We start from the raw sequence: 15,325 nt of genomic DNA on the forward strand, positions 1-15,325 counted from the left end.
TCGGCGCGCATCGCGGTCAGCGGGGTGCGCAGTTCGTGGGCGGCGTTGGCCGCGAAGTCCTGCGCCGCCTGCAACGAGTTGGTCGTCGCCTGCTGCGCGGCCGCCAGCCGGTTGAGCATCCCGGCCATGGCCTCGGACAACTCCTCGGCCTCCCGCGCGCCCGTCACGGCCTCCATCGTGTCGGTGCCCTTGCCCAGCCGCATGGTCTGCGCGGTCAGGCGACGCAGCGGCCGGATCGCCGGACCGGCCAGCAGCCAACCCAGCCCCGCGGCGATCAGTACCGTCGCCACGCCGACCGCCGTGTAGAGCGGGATCCGTGCGCGGCTGAGCAAGATGCTGTCGGCGCGGATGCCGACCGACATCATCACGCCACCTTGCTGATCCATCGGGATGGTGCGCACCCGGTATTCGACGCCGTTGACCAAGACGTTCTCGGTGCCTGGCTCCAGCCGCGGCAACTGAAGACCGCGCTGGAACACCAGCTGGCCCGACGATCGCGACCGACCGGTGGTGAGCACGCCGCGGCTCGGATCACTGAGCTGCTCGGGGTACATGCTGGCGTCGACGATGGAGTCGAGCCGCCGGTCCAACTGTGCGGCGTCGTTGTTGGCCAACACCACCGACGTCAGGACGGTGAACACCGCGACGACGGCCGCCGCCGCGGCAGCCGACGCCAACGCCACCCGCGTTCGCAGCGAGGCCGACCGGCCGAATCGAGGGAATCGCACTTAAGGATCGTCGCGCAGCACGTAGCCGATGCCGCGCACGGTGTGGATCACCCGCGGATGGCCATCCCGTTCGAGCTTGCGCCGCAGGTAGCTGATGAACACGTCGGCGACGTTGGTGTCGACGTCGAAGTCGTAGCCCCACACCAGCTCGAGGAGCCGCTGTCGGGACAGCACCACGCCGTTGTTCTCCGCCAGCACCGCCAGCAGATCGAACTCACGCTTGGTCAACTCGGCCCGCTCACCGTCGATGAAGACCAGACGCCGAGCGGTGTCGATGGTCAACGGCCCGACCGTCATCGTGTCCGACGGCTGATCGGAGTGACTCGACCGGCGCAGCAGCGCGTGCAGTCGGGCCACCAGTTCGCCGAGGTCGAACGGCTTTGTCAGATAGTCGTCCGCGCCCGCCTCCAACCCGGCGATGCGGTCGTTGACCGTGTCACGCGCGGAAAGCACGCAGATCGGGATGTCGTTGCCCAACGCACGCAGCGCCGTCACCACCGCGACACCGTCGAGTTCGGGCATCTGCACGTCCAACACCAGCGCATCGTGCGATTCATTGGACAGCAGCCGCAGCGCTTCCTTGCCTGACGCGGCGACCCGTACGTCGAACCCCGAATGGCGCAAGCCACGCGCCACCGACGTTCTGACGTCCGGGTCGTCGTCGACCATCAGGACCATTCGGCCCGCGCCCTCGTGCCCTGGCGCGTCTTGCCCGACGTCCCCCTCGTTACTGGGAGGCGCCCCCTGCCGAACCGGCACGGGGACTACGGAATTGCAGGCGCAGGTGCCGACCCGCAGCGATCCTTCAGATCGACCAACGGCTGGCGGATGCCCGTCAGGTCGGCCTTCACGCCCGGGTTGTTTCCGAGGTAGTCGGCGACCTCGGACCGGACCTGGTCACGCTGCAGACCCTCGAGGCTGGTGAAGAACCAGTTCACGTCCGGGTGGGTGAAGAGGTATGCCGACGTGGACGCGGACACACCCGATGAGACGCCAGCCAAGTCGGCGGCAGTGCAGTTCGGGGGGTTGAGGGCCGGGTCATCGGCCATCGCGGACGGGATCGCGCCGAACAGCATCGCGCCGGCGATAGCACCGGCACCAAGCGCGCCAGCAACCGCACGGCGCCCTGTGCGCATCGGGACCAACATGGTCAAGCTCCTTCATCGAAAGCGGAGAGGCCGTAACCACGAGCGGTTACCGACACCGAAAAGCTAAGCAGAATCTGTGACGACTTTCTTGCCTTGTGGTAAACCAATCGTGAGAAACCCCAAATGTCCAGGTCAACCCGCTGCCGAACGGCGTCGCGCGCGCCTGCGCGGACTACCGCGTGGTGGTTGCCGATGGCCCGGGAAGCGGCCCGGCGCCCTGAGTGGCGACCGATGCCTGCGACGGCTGCGCCGGCAACACGGCCGCAGGCGTGCCCACCGCCTGCGCCGCGGGCATCCCGCCCGGCAAACCGCCTGGCGACGCACCGCCCTGCAGTGTGCCCGCCTGCGACTGCGCGGACTGCATCAGACCCAACAACTGCGGCAGCGTCAGCGGCAGCCTGCATTTGGTGGAGAGGTTGACGAGTGGCTGCTGCAACTGCTGCATGTCCTTGCCGGCCTGCGGGTTGGCGTCGAAGTACGTCTTGAGGGCCACCAGCGACTGCGGGCCACCCTGCTGCTGGGAGATGGTGGTCAGCGCGGTGTTGGTCTCGGGATGGGAGTCGAGGTAGCTGCCCATCGAGGTGGCCACCGAACCGACGGTCTTGGCGACCTCGCTTGCGGCACAGGGATCCTGCGCTGCCGTCGCCGACGGCGACCCGGCGGCAAGCGCGGCCACCACCACACCACCGGCTGCAGTTACAGCGAACGCCGCACATAGCGGGCGCCGCGCGGTCCCAATGGTCTCGTGAGCCCCGGTCATGGGTTGACTCCTTACGATTCGCTATCGGCCGACGAGCCGCAAACGGCATGCGATCGGCGCCTATCCAGTCCCGACCCGGAAGCGTCCAGGCGCCATCTTGCCATCACCGCGGTCCACCCGCGCAAGTCGTCCAGCAAACATGCAGGTCAGATCAAGAGGTCTCCAAGGCGCATCTGCGGACTGAGCTGGGCCGCGGCCTACCCGCGCGGACTGTCGCGCCACGTCGCAGGGCTGGGGACTCTACCTCGTGCTGTTGTACCGTTACGCTACGCAACGCCGGGGAGAAGGCAGGGTTCGTCATCCAGCAGTTCATGATGCGGTTGAGCAGCAACCTGCGCAGATTCCGGTGGGTGGTCTTCGCGGCGTGGCTGCTACTGCTGGTGCCCTCGGTGTACCTCGCGCTGAACCAGTCGAGCAATCTGACCGGCGGCGGCTTCGAGGTCGCCGGCTCACAGTCGCTGCACGTCGAGTACGAGACCGAGGACCACTACCCCGACCAAGGCGCCTCCCCGCTGGCGTTGGTCGCGGCCCCCCGCGCGGACGCCTCGTTCGAGGACATGAACGTAGCCGTGGCGCAGTTGGAGCGAATCGCCGCCGAGATCCCCAACGTCAAGGTCGTCCCCACCCCGCAGCAGCCGCCGCCGCAACCGGACCGGCCCTACGTCGTCACCCTCCAGACGGACTTCGACAGCGGCAGCGTCGACGTGGCCAAACAGTTGCGCGCCAAGGTCGGCATCAACGGTGACCAGCCTGGGCAGATCGACAACGGCAAGGTCAGGCTCTACGTCATCGGGCAGGGCGCCCTCGGCGCCGCGGCCAGCGAGGCCACCAAGCACGACATCGCCCAGGCCGAGAAGTGGAACCTTCCGATCGTCCTGATCGTCTTGCTGGCCGTCTTCGGATCGCTGGCGGCCGCGGCGATGCCACTGGTGCTCGGCATCTGCACCGTCGTGGTGACGATGGGGCTGGTCTATCTACTCTCGATGTACACCGAGATGTCGGTGTTCGTCACGTCCACCGTCTCCATGTTCGGCATCGCGCTGGCCGTCGACTACTCGCTCTTCATCCTGATGCGATTCCGGGAGGAACTGCGGTCCGGTCGGGATCCGGCGCAGGCCGCCGATGCCGCGATGGCGACCTCCGGTCTCGCGGTGCTGCTGTCCGGGTTGACCGTGATCGCCTCGATGACCGGCATCTACCTGATCAACACCCCGGTGCTGGCCTCGATGGCCACCGGCGCCATCCTCGCCGTCGCGGTGGCGGTGTTGACGTCGACCACGCTCACCCCCGCTGTGCTGGCCACCTTCGGCAAGGCGGCCGCCAAACGTTCGTCGTGGCTGCACTTCTCCCGGCGACCCGATACGACGCAGTCGCGGTTCTGGACCCGCTGGGTCGGGTGGGTGATGCGCAGGCCCTGGCTGTCCGCGATCACGGCGGCGGCATTCCTGCTCACCCTCGCCGCGCCGGCATTCGCGATGACGCTGGGCAACAGCCTGCAGCGGCAATTCGAGCCGACCCACGAGATCCGCGCCGGCGTCAACGCCGCCGCCGAGGCACTCGGACCGGGCGCGCTCGGGCCGGTGCGAGTGCTCGTCACGTTCCCGACCCTCACCGCCAATGAGGCGCAGAACGCCGCGGCGCTCGACGCGGTGCGGCAGGAGATGGCGCAGGCACCTGCCGTGATCTCGGTGTCGCCACCGGTATTCAGCGACGACAACCACAGTGCATTGCTGTCCGCGGTGCTATCGGTGGACCCCGAGGACATGGCCGCGCGCGACAGCATCGACTGGATGCGCGAGAAGCTCCCAGGGACGGCCGGCCCGCGGGTCAGCGTCGACGTCGGCGGACCCACCGCGCTGATCAAGGACTTCGACGACCGGGTGGCCGCCACCCAGCCCGCGGTGTTCGGGTTCGTGGCGCTGATCGCCTTCGTGATGCTGCTGATCTCGATCCGGTCGGTGTTCCTTGCCCTCAAGGGCGTGCTGATGACGGTGCTGTCGGTGTCGGCGGCGTACGGCAGCCTGGTCGCGGTCTTCCAGTGGGGCTGGCTCGAAGCGCTTGGCTTCCAACGGATCTCGTCGATCGACAGCACCATCCCGCCGCTCGTCCTCGCGATGACCTTCGGGTTGTCGATGGACTACGAGATCTTCCTGCTGACCCGCATCCGCGAACGGTTCCTGCAGACCAACAACACCCGCGACGCCGTCGCCTACGGGGTGAGCACCAGCGCCCGCACCATCACCAGCGCGGCGCTGATCATGATCGCGGTGTTCATCGGGTTCGCGTTCGCGGGCATGCCGCTGGTGGCCCAACTCGGCGTGGCGTGTGCAGTGGCGATCGCGGTGGACGCCACCGTCGTGCGACTGGTCCTGGTGCCTGCGCTGATGGCGATGTTCTCGCAATGGAACTGGTGGCTTCCTGGCTGGCTGGACCGGATCCTGCCGTCGGTGGACTTCGAGAAGCCGCTGCCGAAGGTGGACATCGGCGACCTCGTCATCATCCCCGACGACATCTCCGCGCTGGGCCCGTCGGGCTCCGACATCCGGATGGTGGTCAAGTCGGCGGCGAAGCTCAAGCACCTCGCGCCCCAGACCATCACCGTCGCCGACCCTCTGGCGTTCAGCGGTTGCGTGCAGACCGGTCGCGTGCTCGGCGCCCTCGTCAAGGTCGGCGGCGAGCCAGGGGTTCCGACGACGGGCCGGACGTCGGGCCGGTTCCACTGGGCGAACGGCACCCGCAACGGCGCAGGGCCGACCAAGGCGATTCCTTGCCGGGCCGTGCATCCGGTGACCATGTGGCGCGGTCGGCTCTCGGTTGCGCTCGACGCGTTGGCGACCGCCGCCGCGGATACCGACCGGCCGGTGGTGGAACGTCGCAGCCCGATGGAGACCACCAACGTGCAACTGCCGACCGGGGACAGGTTGCAGATCCCGACCGGCGCGGAGACGTTGCGACTGAAGAGCTACCTGATCATGTGCCGCAACAGCGCCAAGGATTTCGCTGAGCTTGCCGATCTCGTCGACTCCATGGAAACTCAGACGGCGGCGGTGGTGCTGGCGCGGATGGACCGGTACTACTCTGGTCAGCACGCGAGAAATCAGTGGGTGGCCACACAGCTGGTGCGCCGGCTGGCCGACCCCCACCCTTCGGACGTGGACGACGATTCGATGTCGGGCCCGGACGCGGAGGCCGACTGGGCACGAGTCAGGCAGCGTTGCCTGTCAGTAGCAGTAGCAATGCTGGAGGAGGCGAGGTGACGTTGGCTGCCGACGCGCGTCGCGACTCTGACGCCGGCCGACCGGCTGCCACGGCCCGCCGTCGTGTGGAGGTCGACAACCGGCCGGTCGAGTTCTGGCCGACGTCGTCGATCCGGGCCGCCCTGGAGACCGACGACCTCACGGTCTGGCAGCGCATCGTCGTCGCGATCAAGCGCGACCCGTACGGCCGCACCGCCCGCCAGGTCGAGGAGGTGCTGGAATCCGCACAGCCGTACGGCGTTTCGAAGGCACTGGCCGAGGTGCTGCTCCGTACCCGCGAGCACCTGGAGGCCAACGAACGCGCCGAAGTGGGCCGCCACGTTCGGCTGCTGCTGGACCGTTCCGGTCTGGGTCCACAAGAGTTCGCGTCGCGCATCGGCGTGCCTGCCGACCAGTTCACCGCCTACCTCGACGGCTCGACCAGTCCGTCGGCATCGCTGATGATCCGCATCCGCAGGCTGTCCGACCGGTTCGCCAAGATGCGCAGTGAGCGCGCCGACCGGTCCGGCTGACCATCCCATCTGATCGCGCACCGTGCCCGACACGTTCGTCCTGATCCCCGGAGCGGGAGGCAGCGCGTGGTACTGGAGTCGCGTCACCCCGCTTCTGGCGGCGGCCGGCGTTGACGGCCTCGCCGTCGACCTCCCTGCGGCCGACGACTCCGCGGACCTCACCACGTACGCCGACGTGGTCTGCGCCGCCGTCGCCGATGTCAGCGGGCCGCTGGTGCTGGTCGGACAGTCGATGGGAGCCTTCACCGCGCCGATGGTGGCCGACCGGGTCGGCGCATCACTGATCGTCCTGGTCAACCCGATGGTGCCGACGGTGGGCGAGTCGCCGGGACAATGGTGGGACACGACAGGACAGGACCGCGCGATGGCCGAGTACTTCCGTCGAATCGGCCTGCCCGACAAGGAATTCGACCCGGTCGAGGACTTCTTCCATGACGTACCGGCGGACGTTCGCGAAGAGGCGTTCAGTCAGCCCGAACCCCGTCAGTCCGACACCCCGTTCGGCCAGACGTGGCCGCTGGACGGATGGCCGGACGTGCCCACCCGGGTGGTGGCAGGCAGCGACGACCGGTTCTTTCCGCTGGAGTTCCAGCGCCGGGTGGTCCGCGAACGCCTGGGTCTGGACGTCGACGTGCTGCCCGGTGGGCATCTGATGGCACTGAGTCGGCCGCGCGAGCTGGCCGACCACCTGTTGCAATTGCGCTGAGGGCTGTGAGATTCGGGCTGATCACAACCCTGTGCTCGATCTCGACGAGCACCTAGGCTGCACACCCGTGACTGACCGAACCTACGGACTGGCCACCCGCGCGATCCATGCCGGCCAGCGCCCGGACGCAGGCACCGGCGCCCGCGTCGTCCCGATCTACCAGAACGCGAGCTTCGTGTTCAACGACACCGACGACGCGGCCAACCTGTTCGCGCTCCAGAAGTACGGCAACGTTTATAGCCGCATCGGGAACCCGACCGTCGCCGCGTTCGAGGAGTGCATCGCCAGCCTCGAGGGTGGTCTCGGAGCGGTGGCCACCGCGAGCGGACTGGCGGCCCAGTTCGCGGTGTTCGCTGCGCTGGCGGGCGCCGGTGACCACATCGTGGCGGCGGGCAGCCTGTACGGCGGCACCGTCACCCAACTGGACGTGTCGTTGCGGCGCTTCGGCGTGGACACCACGTTCGTCACCGGAACCGACCCGGCCGACTACGCGGGCGCGATCACCGACCGCACCCGGCTGGTGTACGCCGAGGTGATCGCCAATCCGTCCGGCGAGATCGCCGACCTGGCCGCACTGGCGGAGGTCGCCGACGACGCCGGCGTGCCGCTGGTCGTGGACGCCACCGTCGCGACACCGGCGTTGTGCCGGCCGATCGAACACGGCGCCGACATCGTGGTGCACTCCGCGACCAAGTTCATCGGCGGCCACGGCACGACGCTGGGCGGCGTGGTCGTCGACTCGGGAAGATTCGACTGGGGTGCAGGAAGATTCCCTCAACTCACCGAGCCCGTCGCGTCGTACGGCGGGCTGAGCTGGTGGGGCAACTTCGGCGAGTACGGCTTCCTGACCAAGCTGCGCAGCGAGCAACTGCGCGACCTGGGCGCGAGCCTGGCACCGCAGTCCGCGTTCCAGTTGTTGCAGGGAGTGCAGACGCTGCCGCAGCGGATGGCCGCGCACGTGGCCAACGCCGGCCGGGTCGCCCAGTGGCTGGAGGCCGACCCCCGGGTGGAGTACGTGCGTTGGGCCGGGCTCCCATCGCACCCGCATCACGACCGCGCCGCCCACTACCTGCCCGCCGGACCGGGGGCGGTGTTCGCGTTCGGCGTCCGCGGCGGCAGGGCCGCAGGAGAGCGGTTCATCAACGCCGTCCAGCTCGCCAGCCATCTGGCCAACATCGGCGACGTGCGCACGCTGGTCATCCATCCCGCCAGCACCACGCACCGCCAGCTCACCGACGACCAGTTGCGCGCGGGCGGCGTCGGCCCCGAACTCATCCGGATCAGCGTCGGCATCGAGGACGTCGACGACATCCTCTGGGACCTCGATCAAGCCCTGACAGAAGCCGCGAAGGCCGATGAGTCGCTTGCGCGAAGAGAATCAGCAGATGAGTGAGCCACGCACCTGGACCGGGCCCGACGCGCTGCAGCGGCAACGGATCCTTCGCGAGACCCGCACCGTGGCGATCGTCGGGGCCTCGGCGAACCCTTCGCGGGCAAGCTATTTCGTGTGGACGTACCTGACGTCGACCAGCGACTACGAGGTGTACCTGGTCAATCCGACCATCACCGAGGTCGAGGGCACGCCGGTGTATCCGAGCCTGGCCGAGTTGCCGGTGGTGCCCGATCTGGTCGACGTGTTCCGTCGTCACGACGATCTTCCTTCGGTACTGAAGGACACCGTCGCGGTCGGGGCGAAGACCATCTGGCTGCAGTTGGGGCTGTGGCACGAACAGGTCGCCCGCGACGCCGAGGCCGCGGACCTGCAGGCGGTGATGGACCGGTGCCTGAAGATCGAGCACGCCCGGTTCCACGGCGGGCTTCACCTCGCGGGATTCAACACCGGCGTGATCGATTCGCGCAGGCCGCGCTAAACGGTGCTAGCCGAGCCGCGCACTCGTCGGCGCGGCCGAAGCCACTCGGTCGGGGTCATCGCACGCAAGCAGATCGAGAAGCAGACCACGCACGAGGGCGAGTTCGCGGGTGGCCCGTGCTTCGGCAAGCCGGCGTGGCGTCGAGGGTTGAGCCGCGATGAGCAGATCCAGCCAGTCCCGTGCCGTTTCGGCGGCAAACCCGGTCCACGGCCCCGGCTCGCGGCTCAATGATTGCAGGAACGCTTCGTAGGTCAATCGCACCATCGGGCGTTGTTCCGGGGCGGACAACGTCGCCCACAGTCGAGAGACCAGCAGGTCGAAATCGCCGGGTTCGAGTGCGCCGTCGGTGGCGAGAGCCCCGGCGACCAGGGCTTGCTGTTCGCGGCGGGCTCTTGCCAGCAGCTCGCGAACCAGCCCCTCCTTGCTACCGAACAGGTACAGCAACACCCGGGGGCTGGTTCCGGTGGCGGCCGCGAGCGGACGAAGCGAGAGCCCGTTCAGCCCCCGGTCCACGACGTAGGCGTAACAAGCGTCGAGGAGCTGATCACGTCGTGGCGACGTGCTCGCCGGGGTGGACATGGCGGCGCTCCTTCCGGTCGGCGTGGAACGGCGACATGGCCTAATCTAACTGAAACGGCTGTTTCAGTGGGTGAGGATATGACTCGGTGCGCAGACTTTTCACTTGACGGGCGCCGGGCGCTCGTTACCGGGTCGGCACGGGGCTTGGGCCTGCAGATGGCGCGCGGCCTGGCGAGGGCCGGCGCTCACGTCGTGCTCAACGGACGCAATCCCGCCGCCCTGACCGCGGCGGCCGCGCGGCTTCAGTCCGAACGATTCGACGTCACCACCGCGGCCTTTGACGTCGCCGACCTCGATGACGCACGCAGGGCCGTCACCGAACTCGAACCCATCGACATTCTGGTGAACAACGTTGGTCAGCGCGACCGGCGCGGCGTTGACGGACTGTCGCCTCGTGATCTGGCCCGAATGTTCGACGTGCATCTCGCTTCGGCGTATTCGCTGAGCCAATGCGTCGCCGCCAATCTGGTCGAGCGCGGACTCACGGGGCGGATCATCAACATCTCGTCGGTCATCGGCCAACTGGGCCGTTCCGGCGATGTCGGCTACGCCGTGATGAAGGCCGGCCTCGACGGGCTCACCCGAGCATTGGCGGCGGACTTGGGTCCCCGATCGATCACCGTCAACTCCGTGGCACCGGGAACGTTTGCGACCGAAGCCAATTCCGCACTTGCCGCCGACCCAACGTGGAGTCAATGGCTTCAGACGCGAACCGCACTCGGCCGCTGGGGACGCCCCGAAGAAATAGCGGGCATCGTCGTCTTCCTGGCGAGCGAAGCCTCGTCCTTCATCACGGGCCAAACCATCGCCGTCGACGGCGGTTTGACCACGGCCTTCTAGCGTTCAGCTCTTCAGCGCGCGTTGATCGGCGTCACGTCGACCACCAGCCACTTGCCGCCGGCCTTGGTCAGGGTGATCCGCAGGGCAAGCACCGCGACGTCCGGCGGCTTGCCCGGCACGTTCTGGGTGCCCCGCATGACCACGGCGACGCTGGCCGCCGCGGGCCCGATCGCCTCAACGCCCGCCGAGATGGTGTTGGCCTGCCCTGCGATGTTCTTGCTGGCCAATTCCTTTGCCACCTGGGCGAACTCGCTCCGGTATGCCTCGGCGCGTTCGGGGGTCATCAGGCCGGTCGCCCGGTCGATCGACGCGTTCGGATCCTGCGGCGTGAAGGTGGCCGACGCCTCGGCCACGCTGCTGGCGATCCCGACGACCTCGGCGGCGTCGTCGCGCATGGCGCGGTCCGGGACCGTCCAGCGGGTGTAGCCGACCACTACGGCAGCCACCAGGACGGCCGCGGTCAGGCCGACGACCATCAACCGCAAGACGGGACCTTCGTCGTCGGTGCCAACGGTGACGCCGTCGCGGCGGTACAGCACGAAGTCGACGATCATGCCCTGCACGATCAACAGGCAGAGCACCGAGCAGACCGCGACCCACCACAGCGGCCAGGCCAGCGCGAGGCCGACGAACACCAATCCCGCGATCGCGGCCAACGGCGCAAGGACGTCGAACGCGACGACGCGCAGCCAGTTCCTCATCGGATGGTCTCGAGCCGGGAGATCAGCAGCTTGCCGTCGACGTCGGACACCCCGAGCCGCAGGTTCCAGCGCACCGGTTGCGGCTGGGCACCGCCTGCGTTCTGACTCCTCGACGTGGCGACCACGAGCACGGTGTCGGTGCGCGACGCCACGGTCGACAGTTCGGGCTGCGGCGCCTGCGCACCGGACGGGCCCGGCTGCTGGTGATGCAATGATTCGATCGACACCGAGTCGACCTGGCCCACGGTCTGCGACTTCAGCTTGAGTATCAACTGCTTGAACGGATCGACCGTGGCCTCGAAGTCGGCGTTGAGTTGGCCCACCGTGCCGTCGTGCAGCGTCCGCAGGCTGGTGTCGACGGTGTCGGAGTTCATGTTGATCAGCACGTTGGTCCAGTCGGCGGCCGCCTGCAGCACGCTGGTCTGGTAGCTGAGCTCGTCGGTCTCGCTGCGGTGGCCCGACCAGATCAGCAGCCCCAGCACGACGGCGGCCACCGACACCAGGCCGAGCACCGCCGAGCCGATGCCGTAGCCAGTGAAGACGCCTCCGCCGCGATCGGTGCGCTCCGTGTCGGGCTCGTCGGGCATGGCCGTGAGGCTACCTGGCGGAAATCCCACCTCCTGCGGGCGTCTGGAAGGATGTGGGAGTGACGCTCAATGCAATCAACGTCGGAGCGGCCCCGGCCGCGACATCCAGATCCGGTATCGACCTGACCTACGTCGACGCCGATGCCCGCCCCCAGGACGATCTGTTCGGCCACGTCAACGGTCGCTGGCTGGACGACTACGCCATCCCCGCCGACCGGGCCACGGACGGCGCGTTCCGGTTGCTCGCCGACCGCGCCGAGGAACAGGTGCGCGACCTGATCACCGAGGCCGCCGCTACCAAGGCTCCCGCGGGCACCGACGAGCAGCGGATCGGCGATCTCTACGCCAGCTTCATGGACGAGGACGCCGTCGCCCGGATCGGGCTACGGCCGCTCCTCGACGAGCTCGCGACCATCGACGCCGCCCCGAGCGCCGAGGCGTTGACCGCCGTACTCGGTGGCCTGCAACGCACCGGCGTCAGCGGAGGCACCGGGGTGTACATCGACACCGACTCCAAGAACTCCACCCGCTACCTGGTGCACCTGTCGCAGTCCGGTCTGGGCCTGCCCGACGAGTCGTACTACCGCGACCCACAGCACGCCGAGATCCTGGCCGCCTACCCGGGCCACATCGCAAGGATGTTCGCGCTGGTGTTCGGCGGGGATCCGGAGTCACACGCGGACGTGGCCGCCCGCATCGTCGCGCTGGAGACCGAACTGGCCGCCGCGCACTGGGACGTGGTCAAGCGCCGCGACGCCGACCTGACCTACAACCTGCGCACCTTCGCCGATCTGCCCGCCGAGGCCCCCGGCTTCGACTGGTCGGGGTGGGTCACCGCGCTGGGCACCTCGCCTGCGGCCGTCACGGAGGTGGTGGTCCGCCAGCCCGACGTGCTGACGTCGTTCGCCGCGCTGTGGTCGGACCGGGACCTCGAGGACTGGAAGCGGTGGCTGCGCTGGCGGCTGATCAGCTCACGCACCGCGATGCTCACCGACGAGCTGATCGCCGAGAACTTCGACTTCTACGGCCGCACCCTGAGTGGCACAGAACAGATCCGCGACCGGTGGAAGCGCGGCGTCGGCCTGGTGGAGGGCCTGATGGGCGATACGGTCGGCAAGCTCTACGTCGAGCGTCACTTCCCGCCCGACGCCAAGGCGCGGATGGACGATTTGGTGGCCAACCTGCGCGAGGCATACCGAGTCAGCATCAGCGACCTGGACTGGATGACGCCGGAGACGCGTGAACGCGCGCTGGCCAAGCTGGACAAGTTCACCCCGAAGATCGGCTACCCCGTCCGCTGGCGGGACTACTCCGCGCTGGTGATCGACCGCAACGACCTGTACGGCAACTACCGGCGCGGCTACGCCGTCGAGTACGACCGGGACCTGGCCAAGCTGGGCGGCCCGGTGGACCGCGACGAATGGTTCATGACGCCGCAGACCGTCAACGCCTACTACAACCCAGGCATGAACGAAATCGTCTTCCCCGCAGCGATTCTGCAGCCGCCGTTCTTCGACGCCGAGGCCGACGATGCCGCCAACTACGGCGGCATCGGCGCGGTGATCGGGCACGAGATCGGGCACGGGTTCGACGACCAGGGCGCCAAGTACGACGGCGACGGGAACCTCGTCGACTGGTGGACCGACAGCGACCGCGCCGAGTTCGGCTCCCGCACACAGGCGTTGATCGAGCAGTACGAAGGCTTCGTGCCCCGCCAATTGGACGGACAGCACGACGCACATGTGAACGGCGCGTTCACCGTTGGCGAGAACATCGGCGATCTCGGCGGCCTTTCAATAGCCCTGCTGGCCTACCAGCTCTCGCTCGGCGACAAGGAGGCACCGGTTATCGACGGACTGACCGGCGTACAGCGGGTGTTCTTCGGCTGGGCGCAGGTGTGGCGCACCAAGTCCCGCGACGCCGAGGCCATCCGGCGGTTGGCGATCGATCCGCACTCGCCGCCGGAGTTCCGGTGCAACGGTGTGATCCGCAATCTGGACGCGTACTACGACGCGTTCGAGGTCAGCGAATCCGACGGGCTGTACCTGGAGCCACAGCGCCGGGTGCGGATCTGGAACTAACGCGCCGATGAGCCAGATACGGGGCCGGGTGTGGCGGGCGGGCAAGTCGCAGGACGACTTCGAGTTCGCCTCCATTTCCGACTATCTGGTCGAGAAGGACACGCTGGTGTGGGCCGACATCTACGACCCGGATCACGCCGCGCTGACCGAGCTGGCCAAGGAGGTCGGCTTGAACGACTGGGCGGTGGAGGATGCGGTCGCCGACGCCGAGCGCACCAAGGCCACGGTCTACCGGACGCACACGTTCTTCACGGTGTACGCGGTTGCGGAGGCCGATCCGGCTGACGACACCGAGTCGGCGCTGTCGATGCACCGCATCTCGGCGTTCGTCCTGCCGCAGGCCCTGATCACCGTGCGGCTGTCCCCAACAGTGTCATCCCCCGTCGCTTCGCTCGCCCCCTGGTCATCCCCTGGTGCTTCGCTCGCCCCCGGTGATGACATCGATGCCATCTCCCAGCGTTTCGACGAACTCGGCGGGCAGGAGTACGGCGTCGGCGCGCTCGTCCACGGGCTGCTCGACGTCGTGGTCGACGGCCACTTCGCGGCGGTGCAGTGCCTCGACGACGCCGTCGAGTCGATCGAGGACGACTTGTTCGCCGATTACAGCCCGAAGTCCGGGCTGCAGCGGCGCACCTTCCGGATACGCAAGGATCTGGTCGAGCTGCGCCGGGTGGTGCTGCCGATGCGGGAGGTGGTCAGCGCAATTCAGCATCGCCGGCTCGACGCCAAGACCGCGCCGGAACTCGATCCGCTGTACGCCGACCTGTACGACCACGTGCTGCGCGCCTCGGAGTGGACCGAGTCGTTACGAGACATGGTGAGCACGGTGTTCGAGACCAGCCTGAGCCTGCAGGACGCCCGGCTGAACACCGTGATGAAGAAGCTGACCGGATGGGCGGCCATCATCGCCGTGCCGACCGCGATCACCGGCTTCTACGGCCAGAACGTGCTGTACCCCGGAATCCAGACCGTCGGCGGGTTCGTCACCAGCACGGCGATCATCGTGCTGCTGGTCACCGTGCTGTACGTAAACTTCAAACGACGAGACTGGTTGTAACGCAGCCCGTTCGGGGATTCTTAGAACATCTGCCAGTCCGACGCGCCGTCGGGCTGGGTGTAGGTGCCCTTCGAGTTCTTGACGACGATCGCATCGCCGCTGCCGAAGTTGTCGTAGAACCACTTCGCGTTGTCCGGGCTGATGTTGATGCAGCCGTGGCTCACGTTCCGCTTGCCCTGGTCACCGACCGACCACGGCGCGCTGTGCACGAAGTTTCCGCTGTTATCGATTCGCACGGCGAGCTGCACATTCAGCTTGTAGCCGTTGGCCGAGTCGACAGGCACACCGTACGTCGAGGAGTCCATGACGATCGTGGGGAACTTCTCGAGCACGTAGTACGTGCCATTGGGGGTCGCATGTCCGCCGGCCGCCATACCCATCGACACCGGGATGGTCTTCTCCACCTTGCCGTTACGCGAGATGGTCATCTGGTGTGTTGCGTCGTCGATGGTGGCCACCAGCTGCTCGGGAACGGTGAAACTCGACCTGGTGCCGCCT

15 protein-coding genes and 1 pseudogene are annotated in these 15,325 nt (G+C 67.8%); 8 read left to right on the forward strand and 8 right to left on the reverse strand.

The genetic code is table 11. The features are described from left to right. From QOC69_RS05820 to QOC69_RS05835, 4 genes and pseudogenes are all read right to left on the reverse strand, one after another. Positions 1-728, reverse strand: a pseudogene (locus QOC69_RS05820) (sensor histidine kinase); the annotation flags it as partial. Beyond that, positions 729-1,406 (reverse strand): response regulator transcription factor, encoded by a 678-nt coding sequence (locus tag QOC69_RS05825; protein WP_526437332.1) that lies wholly within the window; start codon positions 1,404-1,406, stop codon positions 729-731. An 86-nt stretch (positions 1,407-1,492) separates the two neighbouring features. Further along, a complete protein-coding gene (locus QOC69_RS05830) occupies positions 1,493-1,876 on the reverse strand; it encodes a hemophore-related protein (protein WP_526437306.1) in 384 nt (127 codons plus the stop codon). A 172-nt stretch (positions 1,877-2,048) separates the two neighbouring features. Next, positions 2,049-2,636 carry a hemophore gene (locus QOC69_RS05835; protein WP_526437308.1) on the reverse strand — a complete coding sequence of 196 codons (588 nt, stop codon included), beginning with the start codon at positions 2,634-2,636 and terminating at the stop codon, positions 2,049-2,051. 311 nt (positions 2,637-2,947) lie between these two features. Between QOC69_RS05835 and QOC69_RS05840 the strand changes: the two genes are divergently transcribed. From QOC69_RS05840 to QOC69_RS05860, 5 genes are all read left to right on the forward strand, one after another. Further along, a complete protein-coding gene (locus tag QOC69_RS05840; RefSeq protein WP_526437310.1) occupies positions 2,948-5,893 on the forward strand; it encodes an MMPL family transporter in 2,946 nt (981 codons plus the stop codon). Next, positions 5,890-6,405 carry an XRE family transcriptional regulator gene (locus QOC69_RS05845; protein ID WP_526437312.1) on the forward strand — a complete coding sequence of 172 codons (516 nt, stop codon included), beginning with the start codon at positions 5,890-5,892 and terminating at the stop codon, positions 6,403-6,405. Before QOC69_RS05840 ends, QOC69_RS05845 begins: the two co-directional genes overlap by 4 nt. A gap of 22 nt (positions 6,406-6,427) precedes the next feature. Further along, the gene (locus QOC69_RS05850) at positions 6,428-7,111 is read left to right on the forward strand and encodes an alpha/beta fold hydrolase (protein ID WP_526437314.1); all 684 of its coding nucleotides are present in this window, start codon (positions 6,428-6,430) and stop codon (positions 7,109-7,111) included. A 67-nt stretch (positions 7,112-7,178) separates the two neighbouring features. After that, positions 7,179-8,504 (forward strand): O-acetylhomoserine aminocarboxypropyltransferase/cysteine synthase family protein, encoded by a 1,326-nt coding sequence (locus QOC69_RS05855; RefSeq protein WP_526437316.1) that lies wholly within the window; start codon positions 7,179-7,181, stop codon positions 8,502-8,504. Beyond that, positions 8,497-8,982 (forward strand): CoA-binding protein, encoded by a 486-nt coding sequence (locus tag QOC69_RS05860; RefSeq protein WP_526437318.1) that lies wholly within the window; start codon positions 8,497-8,499, stop codon positions 8,980-8,982. The genes QOC69_RS05855 and QOC69_RS05860 overlap by 8 nt, the downstream gene beginning before the upstream one ends. Positions 8,983-8,988: 6 nt before the next feature. Here the strand turns inward: QOC69_RS05860 and QOC69_RS05865 are convergent, their stop codons facing one another. After that, positions 8,989-9,561: a TetR/AcrR family transcriptional regulator gene (locus tag QOC69_RS05865; RefSeq protein ID WP_526437320.1), complete on the reverse strand. Its 573-nt coding sequence runs from the start codon at positions 9,559-9,561 to the stop codon at positions 8,989-8,991. Positions 9,562-9,639: 78 nt separating this feature from the next. On the opposite strand from QOC69_RS05865, the gene QOC69_RS05870 reads away from it, so the two are divergent. Continuing rightward, positions 9,640-10,401 (forward strand): SDR family oxidoreductase, encoded by a 762-nt coding sequence (locus QOC69_RS05870; protein ID WP_526437322.1) that lies wholly within the window; start codon positions 9,640-9,642, stop codon positions 10,399-10,401. A gap of 11 nt (positions 10,402-10,412) precedes the next feature. Here QOC69_RS05870 and QOC69_RS05875 read toward each other — a convergent pair whose 3' ends face one another. Continuing rightward, positions 10,413-11,102 (reverse strand): hypothetical protein, encoded by a 690-nt coding sequence (locus tag QOC69_RS05875; RefSeq protein ID WP_526437324.1) that lies wholly within the window; start codon positions 11,100-11,102, stop codon positions 10,413-10,415. Continuing rightward, entirely contained in the window at positions 11,099-11,689 is a 591-nt protein-coding gene (locus tag QOC69_RS05880) for a hypothetical protein (RefSeq protein WP_526437326.1), read from the reverse strand. Before QOC69_RS05880 ends, QOC69_RS05875 begins: the two co-directional genes overlap by 4 nt. A gap of 74 nt (positions 11,690-11,763) precedes the next feature. Here QOC69_RS05880 and QOC69_RS05885 point away from each other — a divergent pair, with 74 nt between their 5' ends. Together QOC69_RS05885 and QOC69_RS05890 are read left to right on the forward strand one after the other, a co-directional pair. Continuing rightward, a complete protein-coding gene (locus tag QOC69_RS05885) occupies positions 11,764-13,770 on the forward strand; it encodes a M13 family metallopeptidase (RefSeq protein ID WP_526437334.1) in 2,007 nt (668 codons plus the stop codon). A gap of 7 nt (positions 13,771-13,777) precedes the next feature. Then, positions 13,778-14,827, forward strand: coding sequence for a magnesium transporter CorA family protein (locus QOC69_RS05890; protein ID WP_526437328.1), 1,050 nt, complete (start codon positions 13,778-13,780; stop codon positions 14,825-14,827). A 20-nt stretch (positions 14,828-14,847) separates the two neighbouring features. Here the strand turns inward: QOC69_RS05890 and QOC69_RS05895 are convergent. Next, positions 14,848-15,325: L,D-transpeptidase (locus tag QOC69_RS05895; RefSeq protein ID WP_526437330.1), on the reverse strand; the 478-nt coding region annotated here is incomplete at its 5' end.

This window comes from Mycobacterium sp. (genome assembly GCF_032162105.1).
Taxonomy (GTDB): domain Bacteria; phylum Actinomycetota; class Actinomycetes; order Mycobacteriales; family Mycobacteriaceae; genus Mycobacterium.

What these genes read in the sequence shown, in the direction of transcription:
- QOC69_RS05825 (WP_526437332.1), bottom strand. Translation starts at nt 1,406, where the DNA reads ATGGTCCTGATGGTCGACGACGACCCGGACGTCAGAACGTCGGTGGCG.
- QOC69_RS05860 (WP_526437318.1), top strand. Translation starts at nt 8,497, where the DNA reads ATGAGTGAGCCACGCACCTGGACCGGGCCCGACGCGCTGCAGCGGCAA.
- QOC69_RS05865 (WP_526437320.1), bottom strand. Translation starts at nt 9,561, where the DNA reads ATGTCCACCCCGGCGAGCACGTCGCCACGACGTGATCAGCTCCTCGAC.
- QOC69_RS05890 (WP_526437328.1), top strand. Translation starts at nt 13,778, where the DNA reads ATGAGCCAGATACGGGGCCGGGTGTGGCGGGCGGGCAAGTCGCAGGAC.
- QOC69_RS05880 (WP_526437326.1), bottom strand. Translation starts at nt 11,689, where the DNA reads ATGCCCGACGAGCCCGACACGGAGCGCACCGATCGCGGCGGAGGCGTC.
- QOC69_RS05870 (WP_526437322.1), top strand. Translation starts at nt 9,640, where the DNA reads ATGACTCGGTGCGCAGACTTTTCACTTGACGGGCGCCGGGCGCTCGTT.
- QOC69_RS05835 (WP_526437308.1), bottom strand. Translation starts at nt 2,636, where the DNA reads ATGACCGGGGCTCACGAGACCATTGGGACCGCGCGGCGCCCGCTATGT.
- QOC69_RS05840 (WP_526437310.1), top strand. Translation starts at nt 2,948, where the DNA reads ATGATGCGGTTGAGCAGCAACCTGCGCAGATTCCGGTGGGTGGTCTTC.
- QOC69_RS05830 (WP_526437306.1), bottom strand. Translation starts at nt 1,876, where the DNA reads ATGTTGGTCCCGATGCGCACAGGGCGCCGTGCGGTTGCTGGCGCGCTT.
- QOC69_RS05875 (WP_526437324.1), bottom strand. Translation starts at nt 11,102, where the DNA reads ATGAGGAACTGGCTGCGCGTCGTCGCGTTCGACGTCCTTGCGCCGTTG.